The organism is Hydrogenophaga sp. SNF1, from assembly GCF_034421675.1.
GTDB lineage: Bacteria > Pseudomonadota > Gammaproteobacteria > Burkholderiales > Burkholderiaceae_C > Hydrogenophaga > Hydrogenophaga borbori.
On the sequence record NZ_CP139793.1, the window covers coordinates 3,960,764 to 3,974,970 of the forward strand.

Annotated in this window: 12 protein-coding genes, 1 tRNA gene and 1 riboswitch; of the genes, 8 read left to right on the top strand and 5 right to left on the bottom strand. The window is 70.5% G+C overall.

Translation table 11 applies throughout. The features are described 5' to 3' along the window. Positions 1–18 precede the first annotated feature (18 nt). Genes SOM08_RS18945 through SOM08_RS18955 form a run of 3 tightly spaced genes read left to right on the top strand, consistent with a single transcriptional unit; the run spans position 19 to position 2,863 of the window. On the top strand, positions 19–1,035 hold the full coding sequence (locus SOM08_RS18945; protein ID WP_322469517.1) for a TRAP transporter substrate-binding protein: 1,017 nt from the start codon (positions 19–21) through the stop codon (positions 1,033–1,035). Then, positions 1,035–1,574, top strand: a complete 540-nt coding sequence (locus SOM08_RS18950; protein ID WP_181936511.1) for a TRAP transporter small permease — start codon at positions 1,035–1,037, stop codon at positions 1,572–1,574. The genes SOM08_RS18945 and SOM08_RS18950 overlap by 1 nt, the downstream gene beginning before the upstream one ends. Next, positions 1,571–2,863, top strand: coding sequence for a TRAP transporter large permease (locus SOM08_RS18955; protein ID WP_116959825.1), 1,293 nt, complete (start codon positions 1,571–1,573; stop codon positions 2,861–2,863). Before SOM08_RS18950 ends, SOM08_RS18955 begins: the two co-directional genes overlap by 4 nt. On the opposite strand, the gene SOM08_RS18960 is transcribed toward SOM08_RS18955, so the two are convergent. Then, entirely contained in the window at positions 2,829–3,797 is a 969-nt protein-coding gene (locus SOM08_RS18960; protein ID WP_116959823.1) for a LysR family transcriptional regulator, read from the bottom strand. The two genes, SOM08_RS18955 and SOM08_RS18960, sit on opposite strands and share 35 nt — an antisense overlap. Before the next feature lie 120 nt (positions 3,798–3,917). Between SOM08_RS18960 and SOM08_RS18965 the strand changes: the two genes are divergently transcribed. Genes SOM08_RS18965 through SOM08_RS18975 form a run of 3 tightly spaced genes read left to right on the top strand, consistent with a single transcriptional unit; the run spans position 3,918 to position 6,344 of the window. Further along, positions 3,918–5,024, top strand: coding sequence for an aromatic ring-hydroxylating dioxygenase subunit alpha (locus tag SOM08_RS18965; protein ID WP_322469518.1), 1,107 nt, complete (start codon positions 3,918–3,920; stop codon positions 5,022–5,024). Between the two features lie 8 nt (positions 5,025–5,032). Next, positions 5,033–6,001, top strand: a complete 969-nt coding sequence (locus SOM08_RS18970; RefSeq protein WP_116959819.1) for a PDR/VanB family oxidoreductase — start codon at positions 5,033–5,035, stop codon at positions 5,999–6,001. A 34-nt stretch (positions 6,002–6,035) separates the two neighbouring features. Next, positions 6,036–6,344: an aromatic ring-opening dioxygenase subunit LigA gene (locus SOM08_RS18975; RefSeq protein ID WP_322469519.1), complete on the top strand. Its 309-nt coding sequence runs from the start codon at positions 6,036–6,038 to the stop codon at positions 6,342–6,344. 38 nt (positions 6,345–6,382) lie between these two features. On the opposite strand, the gene norR is transcribed toward SOM08_RS18975, so the two are convergent. Then, complete coding sequence (gene norR, locus SOM08_RS18980) at positions 6,383–7,933, bottom strand: nitric oxide reductase transcriptional regulator NorR (protein WP_116959814.1); 1,551 nt, start codon at positions 7,931–7,933, stop codon at positions 6,383–6,385. 141 nt (positions 7,934–8,074) lie between these two features. On the opposite strand from norR, the gene ytfE reads away from it, so the two are divergent. Both ytfE and SOM08_RS18990 read left to right on the top strand, forming a co-directional pair. Further along, positions 8,075–8,752, top strand: coding sequence for an iron-sulfur cluster repair protein YtfE (ytfE, locus tag SOM08_RS18985; RefSeq protein WP_322469520.1), 678 nt, complete (start codon positions 8,075–8,077; stop codon positions 8,750–8,752). 17 nt (positions 8,753–8,769) lie between these two features. Then, positions 8,770–11,052 (top strand): nitric-oxide reductase large subunit, encoded by a 2,283-nt coding sequence (locus tag SOM08_RS18990; RefSeq protein ID WP_322469521.1) that lies wholly within the window; start codon positions 8,770–8,772, stop codon positions 11,050–11,052. 39 nt (positions 11,053–11,091) lie between these two features. Here SOM08_RS18990 and SOM08_RS18995 read toward each other — a convergent pair whose 3' ends face one another. From SOM08_RS18995 to rplQ, 3 genes are all read right to left on the bottom strand, one after another. Continuing rightward, positions 11,092–13,359 (bottom strand): PBP1A family penicillin-binding protein, encoded by a 2,268-nt coding sequence (locus tag SOM08_RS18995; protein ID WP_322469522.1) that lies wholly within the window; start codon positions 13,357–13,359, stop codon positions 11,092–11,094. 56 nt (positions 13,360–13,415) lie between these two features. Continuing rightward, a riboswitch (glycine riboswitch) is annotated at positions 13,416–13,511 on the bottom strand. 204 nt (positions 13,512–13,715) lie between these two features. Next, positions 13,716–13,792, bottom strand: a tRNA-Met gene (locus tag SOM08_RS19000). A 17-nt stretch (positions 13,793–13,809) separates the two neighbouring features. Next, positions 13,810–14,205 (bottom strand): 50S ribosomal protein L17, encoded by a 396-nt coding sequence (gene rplQ, locus SOM08_RS19005; protein WP_070399527.1) that lies wholly within the window; start codon positions 14,203–14,205, stop codon positions 13,810–13,812. Positions 14,206–14,207 lie beyond the last annotated feature (2 nt).

The following is a 14,207-nucleotide window of genomic DNA, read 5'->3' on the forward strand; positions in this document are numbered from 1 at the left end:
TCTCCAGGAGACAACACCATGAAATTGGCGACCCCTCGCACGCTGCTGCTCGCACTGGCCCTGGTGCCCTTGCTCTCATCGGCGCAGACGGTGCTCACGACCTCGATGTTCGTGCCGCAGACCCATCCCGTGATGAAGGCCGTCAGCCAGTGGTGCGACGACGTGGCCCAGGCCACGGACAAGCGCGTGAGCTGCAACATCCTGCCCAAGCCGGTGGCGGGCCCGGCCGCCACCTTCGACGCCGTGCGCGACGGGCTCGCCGACCTGTCCTTCGGCATCCACGGCTACACGCCGGGCCGCTTCGTGCTGACCTCGGTGGCCGAACTGCCCTTCCTGGGCCACTCGGCCGAGATCAACTCCGTCGCCTACCAGCGCATCTTCGAGCGCCACGACGCCTTCGCGAAGGAGCACAAGGGCCTGAAGGTGCTCTCGGTCTTCACGCACGGGCCGGCCGACATCTACCTGTCGAAGCGCCCGATCAAGACCCTCGCGGACCTCGGCGGCCTGAAGTTCCGTGTGGGTGGGGGCATGGTCAAGGACGTCGCCCAGGCCCTGGGCGCCAGCGCCATCCTCAAGCCTTCGGTGGAGTCCTACGAGCTGATGTCGGCCGGCGTGGTCGACGGCGTCTTCTTCCCGGCCGAATCCGTGCCCGTGTACCGCCTGGAGAAGTTCATCAAGTACCGCACGAACATCCCGGGCGGCCTCTACAACACCAGCTTCGCGATGTTCATGAACGAAGGCACCTGGGGCCGGCTCTCCGCCGCCGACCGCGCGGCCATCGAGAAGCTGTCGGGCGAACCGCTGGCCCGTCGCATCGGCCGCGAATGGGACGCCGCCGACCAGCGTGGCCGCGCCGCGCTGGACGCCATCGGCGTGGACTCCTCGCCCTCCTCGCCGGCGCTGATCGAGGCGATCCGCCAGAAGACCGCGCCGCTGGAGCAGCAATGGGTGGACGCGGCGAAGCAGAAGGGCCTGCCGAACGCGGCCCAGGTCCTGCAGGAGCTTCGCGCCGAAATCGCGAAGCAGCAGCGCTGATGCTCGCGAGCCCCGCCACGCCGGCGGCCGCGCCCACGCCACGGATCGCGGTCACGGCGCGGATCCAGAAGCTGCTGACCTGGGCGGTGGCCGCCGCGATCTTCGCCATGATGCTGCTGCAATGCGCCGACGTGGTCGCGCGCAAGCTGCTCGGCATCGGCCTGCCCGGTGTGGTGGAACTGGTCGAACTGCTGATGCTCGTGACGGTGTTCGCCGGGCTGCCGCTGGCCTCCCTCCAAGGCGAGCACGTGCTGTTCGACCTGTTCGACCCCTGGCTGCCCGCCCGCCTGAAGCACCTGCAGTCACGGCTCGCCGACCTGTGCTGCGCGGCGATCCTCGCCGGCATCGGCGTGCTGCTGTTCGCGCGGGCGGCCCGCACCGCCTCGTACGGCGACACCACGCCCATCCTGTCCATCGGGCTGGCGAACTTCCACTATGCGATCGCGGCGCTGCTGCTGCTGACGGCCGCGATGCACCTGGGCCTGGCGTTCGCGCCCGCCCCTTCCATCGACGACACCCCACCGGAGACCACCCCATGAACGAAGCCATGCTCGGGTTCGGAGGCCTCTTCCTGCTGATGTTCCTGCGCGTGCCACTGGCCTTCGCCATGGGCATCGTGGGCGTGGCGGGCATGGGCTTCATGCGCGGCTGGCCGGCGGCCGGTGCCTCGGCCACCACGGAGGTGCTGGACGTCGCCAAGTACACCCTGTCGGTGGTGCCGCTGTTCATCCTCATGGGCCAGCTCGTGACGCAGGCCGGGATGTCGCGCGAGCTCTTTCGCGCCTCGTTCGCCTTCTTCGGACACCGCCGCGGCGGGCTGTCGCTGTCGACACTGGTGTCCTGCGCGGGCTTCGGCGCGATCTGCGGCTCCTCGCTCGCCACCGTGGCCACCATGGCCCGGGTGGCCATGCCCGAGATGCGGCGCTACCGCTACGCCGACTCCTTCGCGGCCGGCACCATCGCCGCCGGCGGCACGCTGGGCATCCTGATCCCGCCGTCCGTGATCCTGGTCATCTACGGCATCATGACCGAGCAGAGCATCGGCGCCCTGTTCGCCGCCGGCCTGCTGCCGGGCCTGCTGGCGATGGCGCTGTACATGGTGGCCGCGGCGGTGGTCACGGCCCGTTCGCCCGAACTGGGCCCGCCGGGCGAGCACACGCCCTGGCGCGAGCGCTGGCAGGCGCTGCGCAAGGTGTGGGCGGTGCTGCTGCTGTTCGGCGTCGTCATGGGGGGCCTGTACGGCGGGCTGTTCACCGCCACCGAGGCCGCCGGCGTGGGCGCCATGGGCGGCCTGCTGTTCGCCGCGCTGCGGCGCACCCTGTCCTGGGGCCGGCTCATCGAGATCTTGGGCGAATCGGGCCGCACCTCGGCCATGCTCTTCACCATCCTGATCGGCGCCTCGCTGTTCGCCAACTTCATCAACTACACCACCATGCCCACCGACCTGCGCGACGCGGTCGTCGGCCTGGGGCTGTCGCCCCTCATGGTGGTGGTGGGCATCTGCCTGATCTACGTGGTGCTCGGCGCGGCGATGGAAACCCTGTCGATGATCCTGCTCACGGTGCCGATCTTCTTTCCGCTGATCACGCACATGGGCCTGGACCCGGTCTGGTTCGGCGTGCTGATCGTCTGCGTCGCCGAAATCTCCCTGATCACGCCACCCGTGGGCATGAACGTCTTCGTGCTGCGCAGCATGCTGCCGGAAGTGCCCACGGGCGCCATCTGGCGCGGCGTCACGCCTTTCGTGCTGGTGGACCTGGTGCGGCTGGGCCTGTTGATCGCCGTGCCCGCCATCACCTTGTGGCTGCCTCAGGCGCTGCGCCTATGAGCCGCCGGCTGGTCCAGCCCATGAGGCTGCCCCGACCAGTCACGTCCTGCCGCACCTGCTGCTCCAGCGTCTCGAGGAACAGCCGCACCTTCTCCGGCATCAGGCGCTTGGCCGGCAACAAGGCGTACACGCGCAGCGGGTCGCAGCTGTAGTCCGGCAGCAGGCGCTGCAGCAGGCCCGCGCCGATGGCGGGCGTGGCGAAGGGCTCGGCCACCCGCAGCACGCCGTGGCCGGCGATGGCCGCCTGCAGCCGCACGTCGGCGTTCCCGCTGACCAGTCGAGGCGACTGCAGGGTGATGCTCTCGGTGCCGCCATCGGGCCCCCGGAAGCGCCACTCGGTGTCGCTCAGCCCCGCCAGCATGGGCATCTTGGCCAGCTGCCGCGGCGTGGCGGGCGAGCGGTGGGCCTTGATGAGCGCGGGCGCGGCGTAGAGCTTGCGCTCCAGCGACATCACCCGGCGCACCACGATGGTCGAGGCCGGCAGGGCCGACTCCAGCATCGCGAACGCCAGGTCATGGCCTTGCTCCAGCGGGTTGAGCGAGGCGTGGTGCACGTCGAGTTCGATGCGCAACTGCCGGTAGCGCTCCATCATCGCGCACACCACCGGGGCCAGGTGCTCGGCGCCGAACTCGTAGGGCGCGGCGATGCGCAGCGTGCCACTCACGCCCTGCCGTTGCTCGAGAACCGCCAGGTGGGCCTCGCGCAGCGCGGCGAACAGGGGTCCCATGCCATGGAAGAGCGCCTCGCCGGCTTCCGTCATGCGCAGCCGGCGCGTGGTGCGCTCCAGCAGGCGCGCCTGCAGCGAGGTTTCGAGGCGGATCACCGCCGCGCTCAGGCTCGACTTGGGACGGTCCAGCGCGCGCGCCGCGGCGGAGAAGTTGCCGTGCTCGACCACGTGGCAGAAGAGGTCGTAGTCGTCCCAGTTGCTGGTCATGCATCGATTGTCCAGCGCAGGGGACAGTGTGTCCACCGAGACCCCGTAGATGCCAGGGCTGGCGAACCCTAATCTCGGCGCCATCCAAACGCTTGGATCAACCCCACATCAGGAGAAGCAATGGCACACAAGGACGGGATCTTTCTCATGAACTGCTGGTACGTCGCGGCGTGGTCGCACGACCTCATCGACGGCAGGAAGCTGGCGCGAACGCTGCTGGAGGTGCCGGTCGTGCTGTACCGCGGCGACAGCGGTCGTGTCGTGGCGCTGGACAATCGCTGCTGCCACCGGGCCGCGCCGCTGGACCTGGGGCGCATCGAGGGCGACTGCCTGCGCTGCATGTACCACGGCATGAAGTTCGACCCGTCCGGCAAGTGCATCGAGATCCCGGGCCAGGAACGGGTGCCGCCCAAGCTCGGCGTGCGCAGCTACCCGGTGGTCGAGCGCGACGGCATCGTGTGGATCTGGATGGGCGACGAGGACCAGGCCGATCCGGCCAAGATCGTGGACTTCCCGGCCATGCGCGACCCGGCCTGGCGCGGCATCCCCGACTACATGCACTACGACGCCAACTGGATGCTGATCGTCGACAACCTCAGCGACTTCGCGCACCTGGCCTTCGTGCACACCAATACGCTGGGCGGCTCGGAAGAGTATGCCTACAAGACCAAGCCGGTGGCCATCGAGCGGCTGGAGGACGGCTTTCGCGTGGAGCGCTGGCACCTGGATTCGGACCCGCCGCCCTACCACCGCAAGGTCATCCCGAACAAGACGGACAAGGTGGACCGCAAGAACATCGGCCACATGCAGATCCCCGGCATGTTCTTCCTCTACACCACCTTCGCCCCGGCCGGCAGCGGCCTCAAGGACGGCAACAAGGAAGGCGCGCGCAGCTACTGCAACTGCCAGTTCATGACCCCGGAGACGCGCCGCAGCACCCACTTCTTCTGGAACTACCTGCACGACTTCGACCTCGACGACCCCAACATCGCACGCTCGCTTCGCAACAGCATCGAGGAAGGCTTCATGGAGGACAAGGCCTTCATCGAAGGGCAGCAGAAGCTGCTCGACGCCGACCCCGAATTCAAGATGCTGGCGATCGGCGCCGACGCGGCGCTGTCGCACTTTCGCTGGGTATTCGATGAGCGCGTGAAGGCCGAGCAGCAGGCGGCGAAGTCCGCGGCCCAGCCGATGGCCATGCCGGTGTCCCAGCGGGCCACGGCCTGAGGCGCGCGATGTCGAATCAGAAGGACGGCCTGGTGCTCCAGGTCAGCGACGTGCGGGCCGAGGCCGGGGGCGTGCTGCTGCTGGAGCTGCGGGACCCGCAGGGCGCCCCGCTGCCCGCCTTCGAGCCCGGGGCGCACCTGGAGATCCGGCTGCCCGGCGGGCTGGTGCGCCACTACTCGATCAGCAACGACTGCCGCGAGCGCGATCGCTACGTCATCGGCGTGGGCCTGTCGCCGGCCAGCCGGGGCGGCTCGGCGTTCGTGCACCGCAGCCTGCGCTGCGGCGATCGCCTGGAGACCAGCGCGCCGCGCAACCACTTCCGGCTGGACCCGGGCCTGGACAGCTACCTGTTCGTGGCGGGGGGCATCGGCATCACGCCCATCATGTCCATGGTGCAGTGGTGCGTCGCGCACCAGCGCCCCTGGCGCCTGGTGTACGCCGCCCGCAGTCCGCAGCGCGCGGCCTTCTATGACACCCTGGGCCCGCACGGCGCCGCGGTGCGCTTCCACTTCGACGCCCTGTGCGGCGGGGCGGCGCTGGACGTGCGCGAGGCCCTGGCCGACGTGCGCGAGGGCGAGCACGTCTACTGCTGCGGTCCGAGCGCGCTGATGGACGCCGTGCGGACCCAGGGCGCGCACCTGCCGCCCGAGCGCCTGCACTTCGAGTACTTCTCGGCGCCCGCGCCCAGCGTCGAAGCGGCCGGTCCCGCCGGCGCCTTCGAGGTCGAACTGCGCCGGCGCGGCCTGCGCCTGCAGGTGCCGCCGGACAAAAGCATCCTGGACGTGCTGGAAGCCCATGGCATCGGCGTTCCGTGCTCGTGCCGGGAAGGCCTGTGCCGCACCTGCGAGACCACGGTTCTCGAGGGCGAGGTCGACCACCACGACTACGTGCTGTCGCAGGAGGAGCGCGACGCGGGCCGCTCGATGGTCATCTGCGTGTCGCGGGCCCGCTCGCCGCGGCTCGTGCTGGACCTGTGAGGCCACGGCGGCGGCGCCCGAACCGGAGAAGACGATGAGCCTCTATGGCGTGCAGAAGGTGATTTACGAACTCAACCGCAACCCCGAGGCGCTGCGGCGGTTCCGGTCGGCGCCCGGCGAGTACCTGTCGGCCCACGAGCTGGATCCGCAGGAGACGCAGGCCCTGCAGCGGCCCGACATCGGTCTGCTGTACGTGCTCGGTGTCAACGGACAGCTGCTGATGCACTTCGCCGCCGCCGCCGGCTACGACTGGAACGCTTACCTGGAAGCCATGCGCACCGGCTTGCGTGAGCATGGCCCGGTGCGCGCGGGCATCTACAAGGCGGTGGGCGAGCACCCCTAGGGCGCCTTCACCCCGCGGTCCCCGCGGGGCCGTGGTGCTCAGGCCTTGAGCCCGAGCCGGCGGGCCAGCTTGTGCAGGTTGCTGGCGTCCAGGTCCAGCGCGCGGGCCGCGGCGGCCCAGTTGCCGCCGTGCAGCGCCAGCGCCTGCTGGATGGCCTGGCGCTGCGTGGCCGCCACCGTCTCATGCAGCGGCGCCGGCGCGGGCACCGGTGCGGCGCTGGCGCCCGGCACGGCGCGGTCCTGCGCCGGCGCGTCCCCCTCGTCGAGGTCCAGCATGTCCGGCTCCAGGGTCACGATGCCGCGGCGGTCGGCGCCCCGGCTCACCGCCTTGAGCGCCGCGCGGCTGATCACGTGCTCCAGCTCGCGCACGTTGCCAGGCCAGCGGTAGCGGCGCAGCGCGGCGTCGGCCTCGGCGGACAGGCGCAGGCTGCGCAGCCCCAGCCGGGCACGGTTGAGCTCGAGGAAGCGGCCGGCAAGCAGCAGCACGTCGTTGCCGCGCTCGCGCAGCGGCGGAATGGGAATGGGGTAGACCGAGAGGCGGTGGTAGAGGTCGGCGCGGAACGCGCCCTCGCGCACCAGCTCGCGCAACTGGCGGTTGGTGGCCGCGATCACGCGCACGTTCACGCGCCGCGGGCGGTCGGTGCCCAGGCGCTGGATCTCGCCGTTCTGCAGCGTGCGCAGCAGCTTGGCCTGGATGGCCAGCGGCAGCTCGCCCACCTCGTCAAGGAACAGCGTGCCGCCATCGGCGGCCTCGAAGCGGCCCGGCCGCTCGCTCATCGCGCCCGAGAAGGCGCCCTTGGCGTGGCCGAACAGCTCGCTCTCGGCCAGCGACTCGGGCAAGGCCGCGCAGTTGACGTGCACCAGCGGCTTGCCGGCGCGGCGCGACAGCTGGTGCAGGCGGTGCGCGAACAGTTCCTTGCCGACGCCGGTCTCGCCCAGCAGCAGCGCGGGCAGTTCGGAATCGGCCACCACCTGCAGTTCGTGCAGCAGGTGCACGATGGCCTCGCTCTGGCCGACGATGTCGCTGTCCTCGCGCGGGTGGGCGCGCGCACCGGACGGCGCCGGCCAGCCCGCCGTGCGCAGGGCGCGGACCTCGACCTCCAGCCGCGTGAGCCGCACCGCCGCTTCGATCGCGCTGGCGAGCTGTTCCAGATCGCGCTGGGCCTGGGCGTCGAAGCGGCCGATGTCCAAGGCGTCCAGCGTCACCACGCCCCAGCGCTCCCCCTCCACGTCCAGCGCCATGCCCATGCAGTCGTGCACCGGCAGGGGCTGGCCGGGGTGGCCATCGACCAGGCCATCGTAGGGATCGGGCAGCGCGCTGTCGTGGGGAAAGCGGGTGGCGCCGCGCCGCGCGAGGATGGCCGCCAGCCGGGGGTGGTCTTTCACCGCGAAGCGCCGGCCCAGCGCGTCGCTGGCCAGGCCGTCCACCGCCAGGGGCCGCAGGTGCTCCTGCTCGAGCCGCAGCAGCGCCACCGCCCCGCAGGCGAAGTGCGCGCGCAGGCTGCCCACCAGGCGCTGCAGCCGCACCGCGGCCGGCAGCTCGGCCACCAGGTCGGTCAGCAGCAGCAGTTGCGTCGTGTCGATGGTCATTCGTACCCCATGCGGTGATTTGTACCGTGGCGCGCCCAGGGTGGATTTGACCCTGGTCAATCCAAGCCTTTGATTGGCAAGGGAATTTTTTTGGCACGCGGATCGCATATCGCCCGGCGACCCATTCACCAAGGAGCAAGCATGGACCTGATGGACCAATCCCTGGGCCAGTTGGCCCGGCGCATTCCCGGCGCCACCCGCGTGTTCGACGCGCACCGGTTCGACTTCTGCTGCGCGGGCAACCGCACGCTGCGCACGGCGGCCACGGCCGCCGGCGTCGACGGCGAGGCCATCGCGGCCGAGCTGCTGGCGCTGCAGGCGCGCGAGGCACCGTCCGAGGCGTTTGATTGGGGCCGGGCCACCGACACCGAACTGGTGGACCACATCCTGTCGCGCTACCACGCGGTGCACCGCGAGCAGCTGCCCGAGCTGATCCGGCTGGCGCGGCGGGTCGAACAGGTGCACGGCGACCGCGCGGACTGCCCGCAGGGCCTGGCCGACCACCTCATGGCCATGGGCCAGGAACTGGAGAGCCACATGCGCAAGGAAGAGCTGGTGCTGTTCCCCTTGATCGCGCGCGGACACGGCGCCATGGGCGGCATGCCCATCGGCGTGATGCGCGGCGAACACGAGGAGCACGGTGTGGCCCTGCGCCGCCTCGGCGAGCTCACGCAGGACTTCACGCCGCCGCGCGGCGCCTGCACCACCTGGCGCGCGCTCTACAGCGGCCTGGTCGCCTTCCGCGACGACCTGATCGCCCACATCCACCTGGAAAACAACGTACTGTTCGAGCGCTTCGCGCCGGCGGACGTGCACTGACGCACGGGAGAAGCCTCATGGGTATCTACAAAAAGTACTGGTTCGCGCTGATCGGCGTGTGCATCGTCATGTTCTCGCTGCTGGGCTACTTCGGCGCCGAGGTCTACCGCTCGGCGCCGCCGGTGCCGGCGCAGGTGAGCACCGCGGGAGGCAAGGCGCTGTTCACGCAGGAGGACATCCTGGACGGACAGACCGCCTGGCAGTCGGTGGGCGGCATGCAGCTCGGCTCCATCTGGGGCCACGGCGCCTACCAGGCCCCCGACTGGACGGCCGACTGGCTGCACCGCGAACTCACGGCCTGGCTCGACCTGGCCGCCCGCGAGCGGCACGGGCGGGCTTACGCGGACCTCGACGCCAGCCTGCAGGGCGCGCTGCGCGCCGAGCTGCGGGCCGAGTACCGCGCCAATGGCGTCGGCGCCGATGGCGCGCTGGTGGTGAGCGAGCGGCGCGCGCAGGCCATGGCGCACACGGCCGCCTACTACGACCAGCTGTTCTCCGACGCGCCCGCGCTGGCCAAGAGCCGCGAGAGCTTTGCGATGAAGGAGAACACCCTGCCCAGCGCCACGCGGCGCGAGCGGCTCGCGCAATTCTTCTTCTGGACCGCCTGGGCCGCGGCCACCGAGCGGCCCGGCACGCCGGTGACCTACACCAACAACTGGCCGCATGAACCGTTGATCGGCAACGTGCCCAGCAAGGAGAACGTGGTCTGGTCCATCGCCAGCGTGGTCATCCTGCTGGCGGGCATCGGCCTGCTGGTCTGGGCCTGGGCCTTCCTGCGCGACCACGACGAGCCGCTGCCGGCCGCACCGGCGCGCGACCCGCTGACGGCCTTCGCGCTCACGCCCTCGCAGCGCGCGCTGGGCAAATACCTGTTCCTGGTGGTCGCGCTGTTCGTCTTCCAGGTCTTCATCGGCGGCTTCACCGCCCACTACACCGTGGAGCGCAGCTTCTACGGCATCGACCTGTCGCAGTGGTTCCCCTACTCGCTCACGCGCACCTGGCACATCCAGGCCGCGCTGTTCTGGATCGCCACCGGCTTCCTGGCGGTGGGCCTGTTTCTCGCGCCTGTCATCAACGGCGGCAAGGACCCGAGGTTCCAGAAGCTGGGCGTGGACGTGCTGTTCTGGGCGCTGGTCTTCGTCTGCGTCGGTTCCTTCGTGGGCAACTACCTGGCCATCGCGCAGAAGATGCCGCCCGAGTGGAACTTCTGGCTGGGCCACCAGGGCTACGAGTACGTGGACCTGGGACGGATCTGGCAGATCCTCAAGTGGGTCGGCATCCTGCTCTGGCTGGTGCTGATGCTGCGCGGCGTGCTGCCCGCGCTGTTCGCGCGCGACGGCCAGGACAAGAACCTGCTGGCCCTGCTCACGGCCTCGGTCGGCGCGATCGGCCTGTTCTACGGCGCGGGCCTGTTCTACGGCGAGCGCACCAGCCTGTCGGTGATGGAGTACTGGCGCTGGTGGGTGGTGCACCTGTGGGTGGAGGGCTTCTTCGAGGTCTTCGCCACCACCGCCCTGGCCTTCGTTTTCTCCAGCATGGGGCTGGTGTCGCGCCGCATGGCCACCACGGCCAGCCTGGCCTCGGCCTCGCTGTTCCTGCTGGGCGGCATCCCGGGCACCTTCCACCACCTGTACTTCGCGGGCACCACCACGCCGGTCATGGCCGTGGGCGCCTCGTTCAGCGCGCTGGAGGTGGTGCCACTGATCGTGCTGGGCCACGAGGCCTTCGAGAACTGGCGCCTGAAGACCCGCGCGCCCTGGATGGACGACCTGAAGTGGCCGCTGCTGTGCTTCGTCGCCGTGGCCTTCTGGAACATGCTGGGCGCGGGCGTCTTCGGCTTCATGATCAACCCGCCGATCTCGCTGTACTACATCCAGGGCCTGAACACCACGCCCGTGCACGCGCACGCGGCCCTGTTCGGCGTCTATGGCTTCCTGGCACTGGGCTTCACGCTGATGGTGTTGCGCTACCTGCGGCCCCGCGCCGTGTTCAGCGAGCCGCTGATGAAGGCCGGCTTCTGGGGCCTGAACCTGGGCCTGGTGCTGATGATCTTCACCAGCCTGCTGCCGATCGGCTTCATCCAGTTCATGGCGAGCGTGGGCGAGGGCCTGTGGTACGCCCGCAGCGAGACCTTCATGCAGCAGCCGCTGCTGCAGACGCTGCGCTGGGTGCGCACCTTCGGCGACCTGGTGTTCATCGGCGGTGCCGTGGCGCTGGCGCTGCAGGTGGTGCTGGGCCTGCTGGACCGCAGCGGCGCACCGGCCCGGACCGGGCAGCGACTGAGCGAGGCGCGCGGCTGACGCACCGGCGCGCGGGCCGCCGCGGCGGCCTGCGCGCCCTCAACCCGGCGGCGCCCCGCCGGGCGCATCCGGCGCGCAGTCGAACGGCCCCGCCACCCGGTCGTTGTCGTCCTGCACGCAAACGCTGGCCGCGTACTCGGCATAGGCGTAGTCGCCGGCATGGACCACGACGCCGCCAGGCCGCTCGCGCTGGCGCGGCGAGCGGCCAGCCACGGCGCTGGCCATGAACTCGGTCCACACGGGCAGCGCGTGCGTGGCCCCGGTGGCCCGGCCCAGGCTGCGCGGCTGGTCGTAGCCCATCCACACCACGGTGGACACCCCCGACGAATAGCCCGCGAACCACACGTCGCGGGCCTGGTTGGAGGTGCCGGTCTTGCCCGCCACGTCGGGGCGGCCCAGGCGCAGGGCACGCCGCGCCGTGCCCTGCTGCACGACGTCGCGCAGCATGCTGTCCACGATGTAGGCGTTGCGCTCGGAGACGGAGCGCAACGCCGGCGCGGGGTCGGCGGCGTCGTACAGCACCGCGCCGCCACGCTCGCTCACGCGGGTGATCAGCACGGCGGGACGCCATTCGCCGCCGCTGCCGAACACCGCGTAGGCCTGCGCCAGCCCCAGCGGCGAGACCGCGCCCGCGCCCAGGGCCAGTGGCAGGGCCGCCGGGTTGTGTTGCGGATCGAAGCCGAAGCGCGCCGCGAAATCGCGCACGTACACCGCACCCGCCGCCTCCATCAGGTTCACCGTGGCCACGTTGCGGGACCGCGCCAGCGCGTCGCGGGCCGTCACGAAGCCGTCGTAGCGGTCGCCGTGGTTGCGGGGAGCCCAGGCGCGGCGCCCCGGGGCGGCCGGCGTCACCACGCGCTGGCGGTCTTCCACCAGCGTGCCGGGGAAGTAGCCGCGCTCCAGCGCCGCGGAGTAGACGAATGGCTTGAAGGTGGAGCCGGGTTGGCGCAGGGCCTGCATGGCGTGGTCGTACTGGCCCAGGCGCGGGTCGAAGCCGCCGGCCAGGGCCAGGATGTGACCGGTGTCCATGTCGATGGAGACCAGGGCGCCCTCCATTCGCGGCAGCTGGGCCAGGCGCCAGCCCTGTGCCGCGTCGCGCTGCACGCGGATCACCGAACCGACCTCGATGCGCGGGCCCCGCCCGGCGCGGTGCGCCAGCGCGATGGCGCTGCCGTCGCGCAGGTGGGCCTGCAGCCCCGCGGACGACACCTCGCGCACCAGGGTCGCCTGCAGCTCGCCGCTGTCGGGGTACGGGGCCAGCGCGCGCCGCAGCCCCGGCCGGTCGAATCGCCAGGGCGGCGGCAGCCGGGCTTCCGGTCCGGCGTAGCCGCGCTGCTGCTGGGCGCGCAGCAAACCGCCGCGCAGCGCGCGCATGGCCTCGCGCTGCAGGTCCGCGTCGATGCTGAGGACCACGTCCAGACCGCGCGTGTACGCCGCGTCGCCGAAACGCTCCACCACCCGCTGGCGGGCCTGCTCCACGGCATGCCCCACGTGCAGCCCACCCAAGCGCTCGGGCGAGCGCAGGACCAGGGGCTCGGCCTGGGCCTGGTCGTGCGCGTCCTGGTCGATCCAGCCGAGCGCCAACAGGCGCGACAGGATGTAGCGCTGCCGCACCACGGCGCGCTCGCGGTTGACCACGGGGTTGTAGGCCGAGGGCGCCTTGGGCAGGCCCGCCAGCATCGCGGCCTCGGCCAGCGTGAGCTCATGCAGCGCCTTGTCGAAGTACACCGAGGCGGCGGCGGCAAAGCCATAGGCCCGTTCACCCAGGTAGACCTGGTTCATGTAGAGCTCGAGCAGGGTGTCCTTGTCGTGGTGCGCCTCGAGCTTGCAGGCCAGCAGCACCTCCATGATCTTGCGGCGGTAGGTCTTCTCGGGACTGAGAAAGAACATGCGGGCCACTTGCATGGTGATGGTGCTGCCGCCCTGCGCGCGCCCCCCGGCGAACAGGTTGCTCCAGGCGGCGCGCGCCAGGCCGGAGAAGTCCACGCCGCGGTGCGCGTAGAAGCCCGCGTCCTCGATGGCCAGCAGCGCCTCGCGCATGCGCTTGGGGATCTGCTCGATCGCCACGAGCTCGCGGCGCTCCTCACCGTATTCGGCCAACAGGCGGCCGTCCCGGGCGTGGATGCGCAGCGGCAGCTTGGGGCGGTAGTCGGTCAGGGCCGCCACGCTGGGCAGCTCCTGCCACAGGCGGTGAAGCGCGTAGGCGCCGCCCAGCGAGAGACCCGCGAGCAGTCCCAGGACAAGGGCAATGACAAAGCGCGTCGACGCGCCCCGGGACGGGGGGGTGTGCGGATGGGGAGAAGGCACCAGGACTCCAATAGGTGGTCGCAGGCGATCGCGTCGCATCGATGCGATCCTGCTGCGCCTCCCCCTCTGTCCTTGAACCTGAGAGTTTCAGCCGCTGACGCGGCTTGCCCCTTCGGTGGGCCGTGCGACGGCCGCTCTCCAGTCGGCGAAATGGGTGACTGCGGTCCTGGTGCCTGAGCGATGATGGGAGTTTGCGCCTTCGGCGGGGGCCCGGGGCCCCGCTCTCCCGCAGTGCGGCGATTATGGCATCCGGGCCGTCGCCGGCCGACGCCGCGCGCGGCAGGCATTCGCGGCGCCACCAAGAAAAAAGGCCCTCGATTCGAGGGCCTTCTTCACCAGCTGGCACTGGGTTTGTTTGGTTGCGGAGGCAAGATTTGAACTTGCGACCTTTGGGTTATGAGCCCAACGAGCTACCAGGCTGCTCCACTCCGCGTCAAGCCAAAAATTATATCACGCTTTGTCGGCTTCACCGGCATCGGCGGCCGGTTCGGCGCGGTCAACCAGCTCCACCAGGGCCATGGGCGCGTTGTCGCCCACGCGGAAACCCATCTTCAGGATGCGGGTGTAGCCACCGGGACGGGCCTTGAAGCGCGGGCCGAGTTCGTCGAACAGCTTGACCACCACGTCGCGATCGCGCAGGCGGTTGAAGGCCAGGCGGCGGTTGGCCACCGTCGGCTCTTTGGCCAGGGTGATCATGGGCTCGACGACCCGGCGCAGTTCCTTGGCCTTGGGCAGCGTGGTCTTGATGGCCTCGTGCGTGAGCAGCGAGTTCATCATGTTGCGCAGCATCGCGAGGCGGTGCTCGCTGGTGCGGTTGAGTTTGCGAAGTCCGTGTCCGTGACGCATGG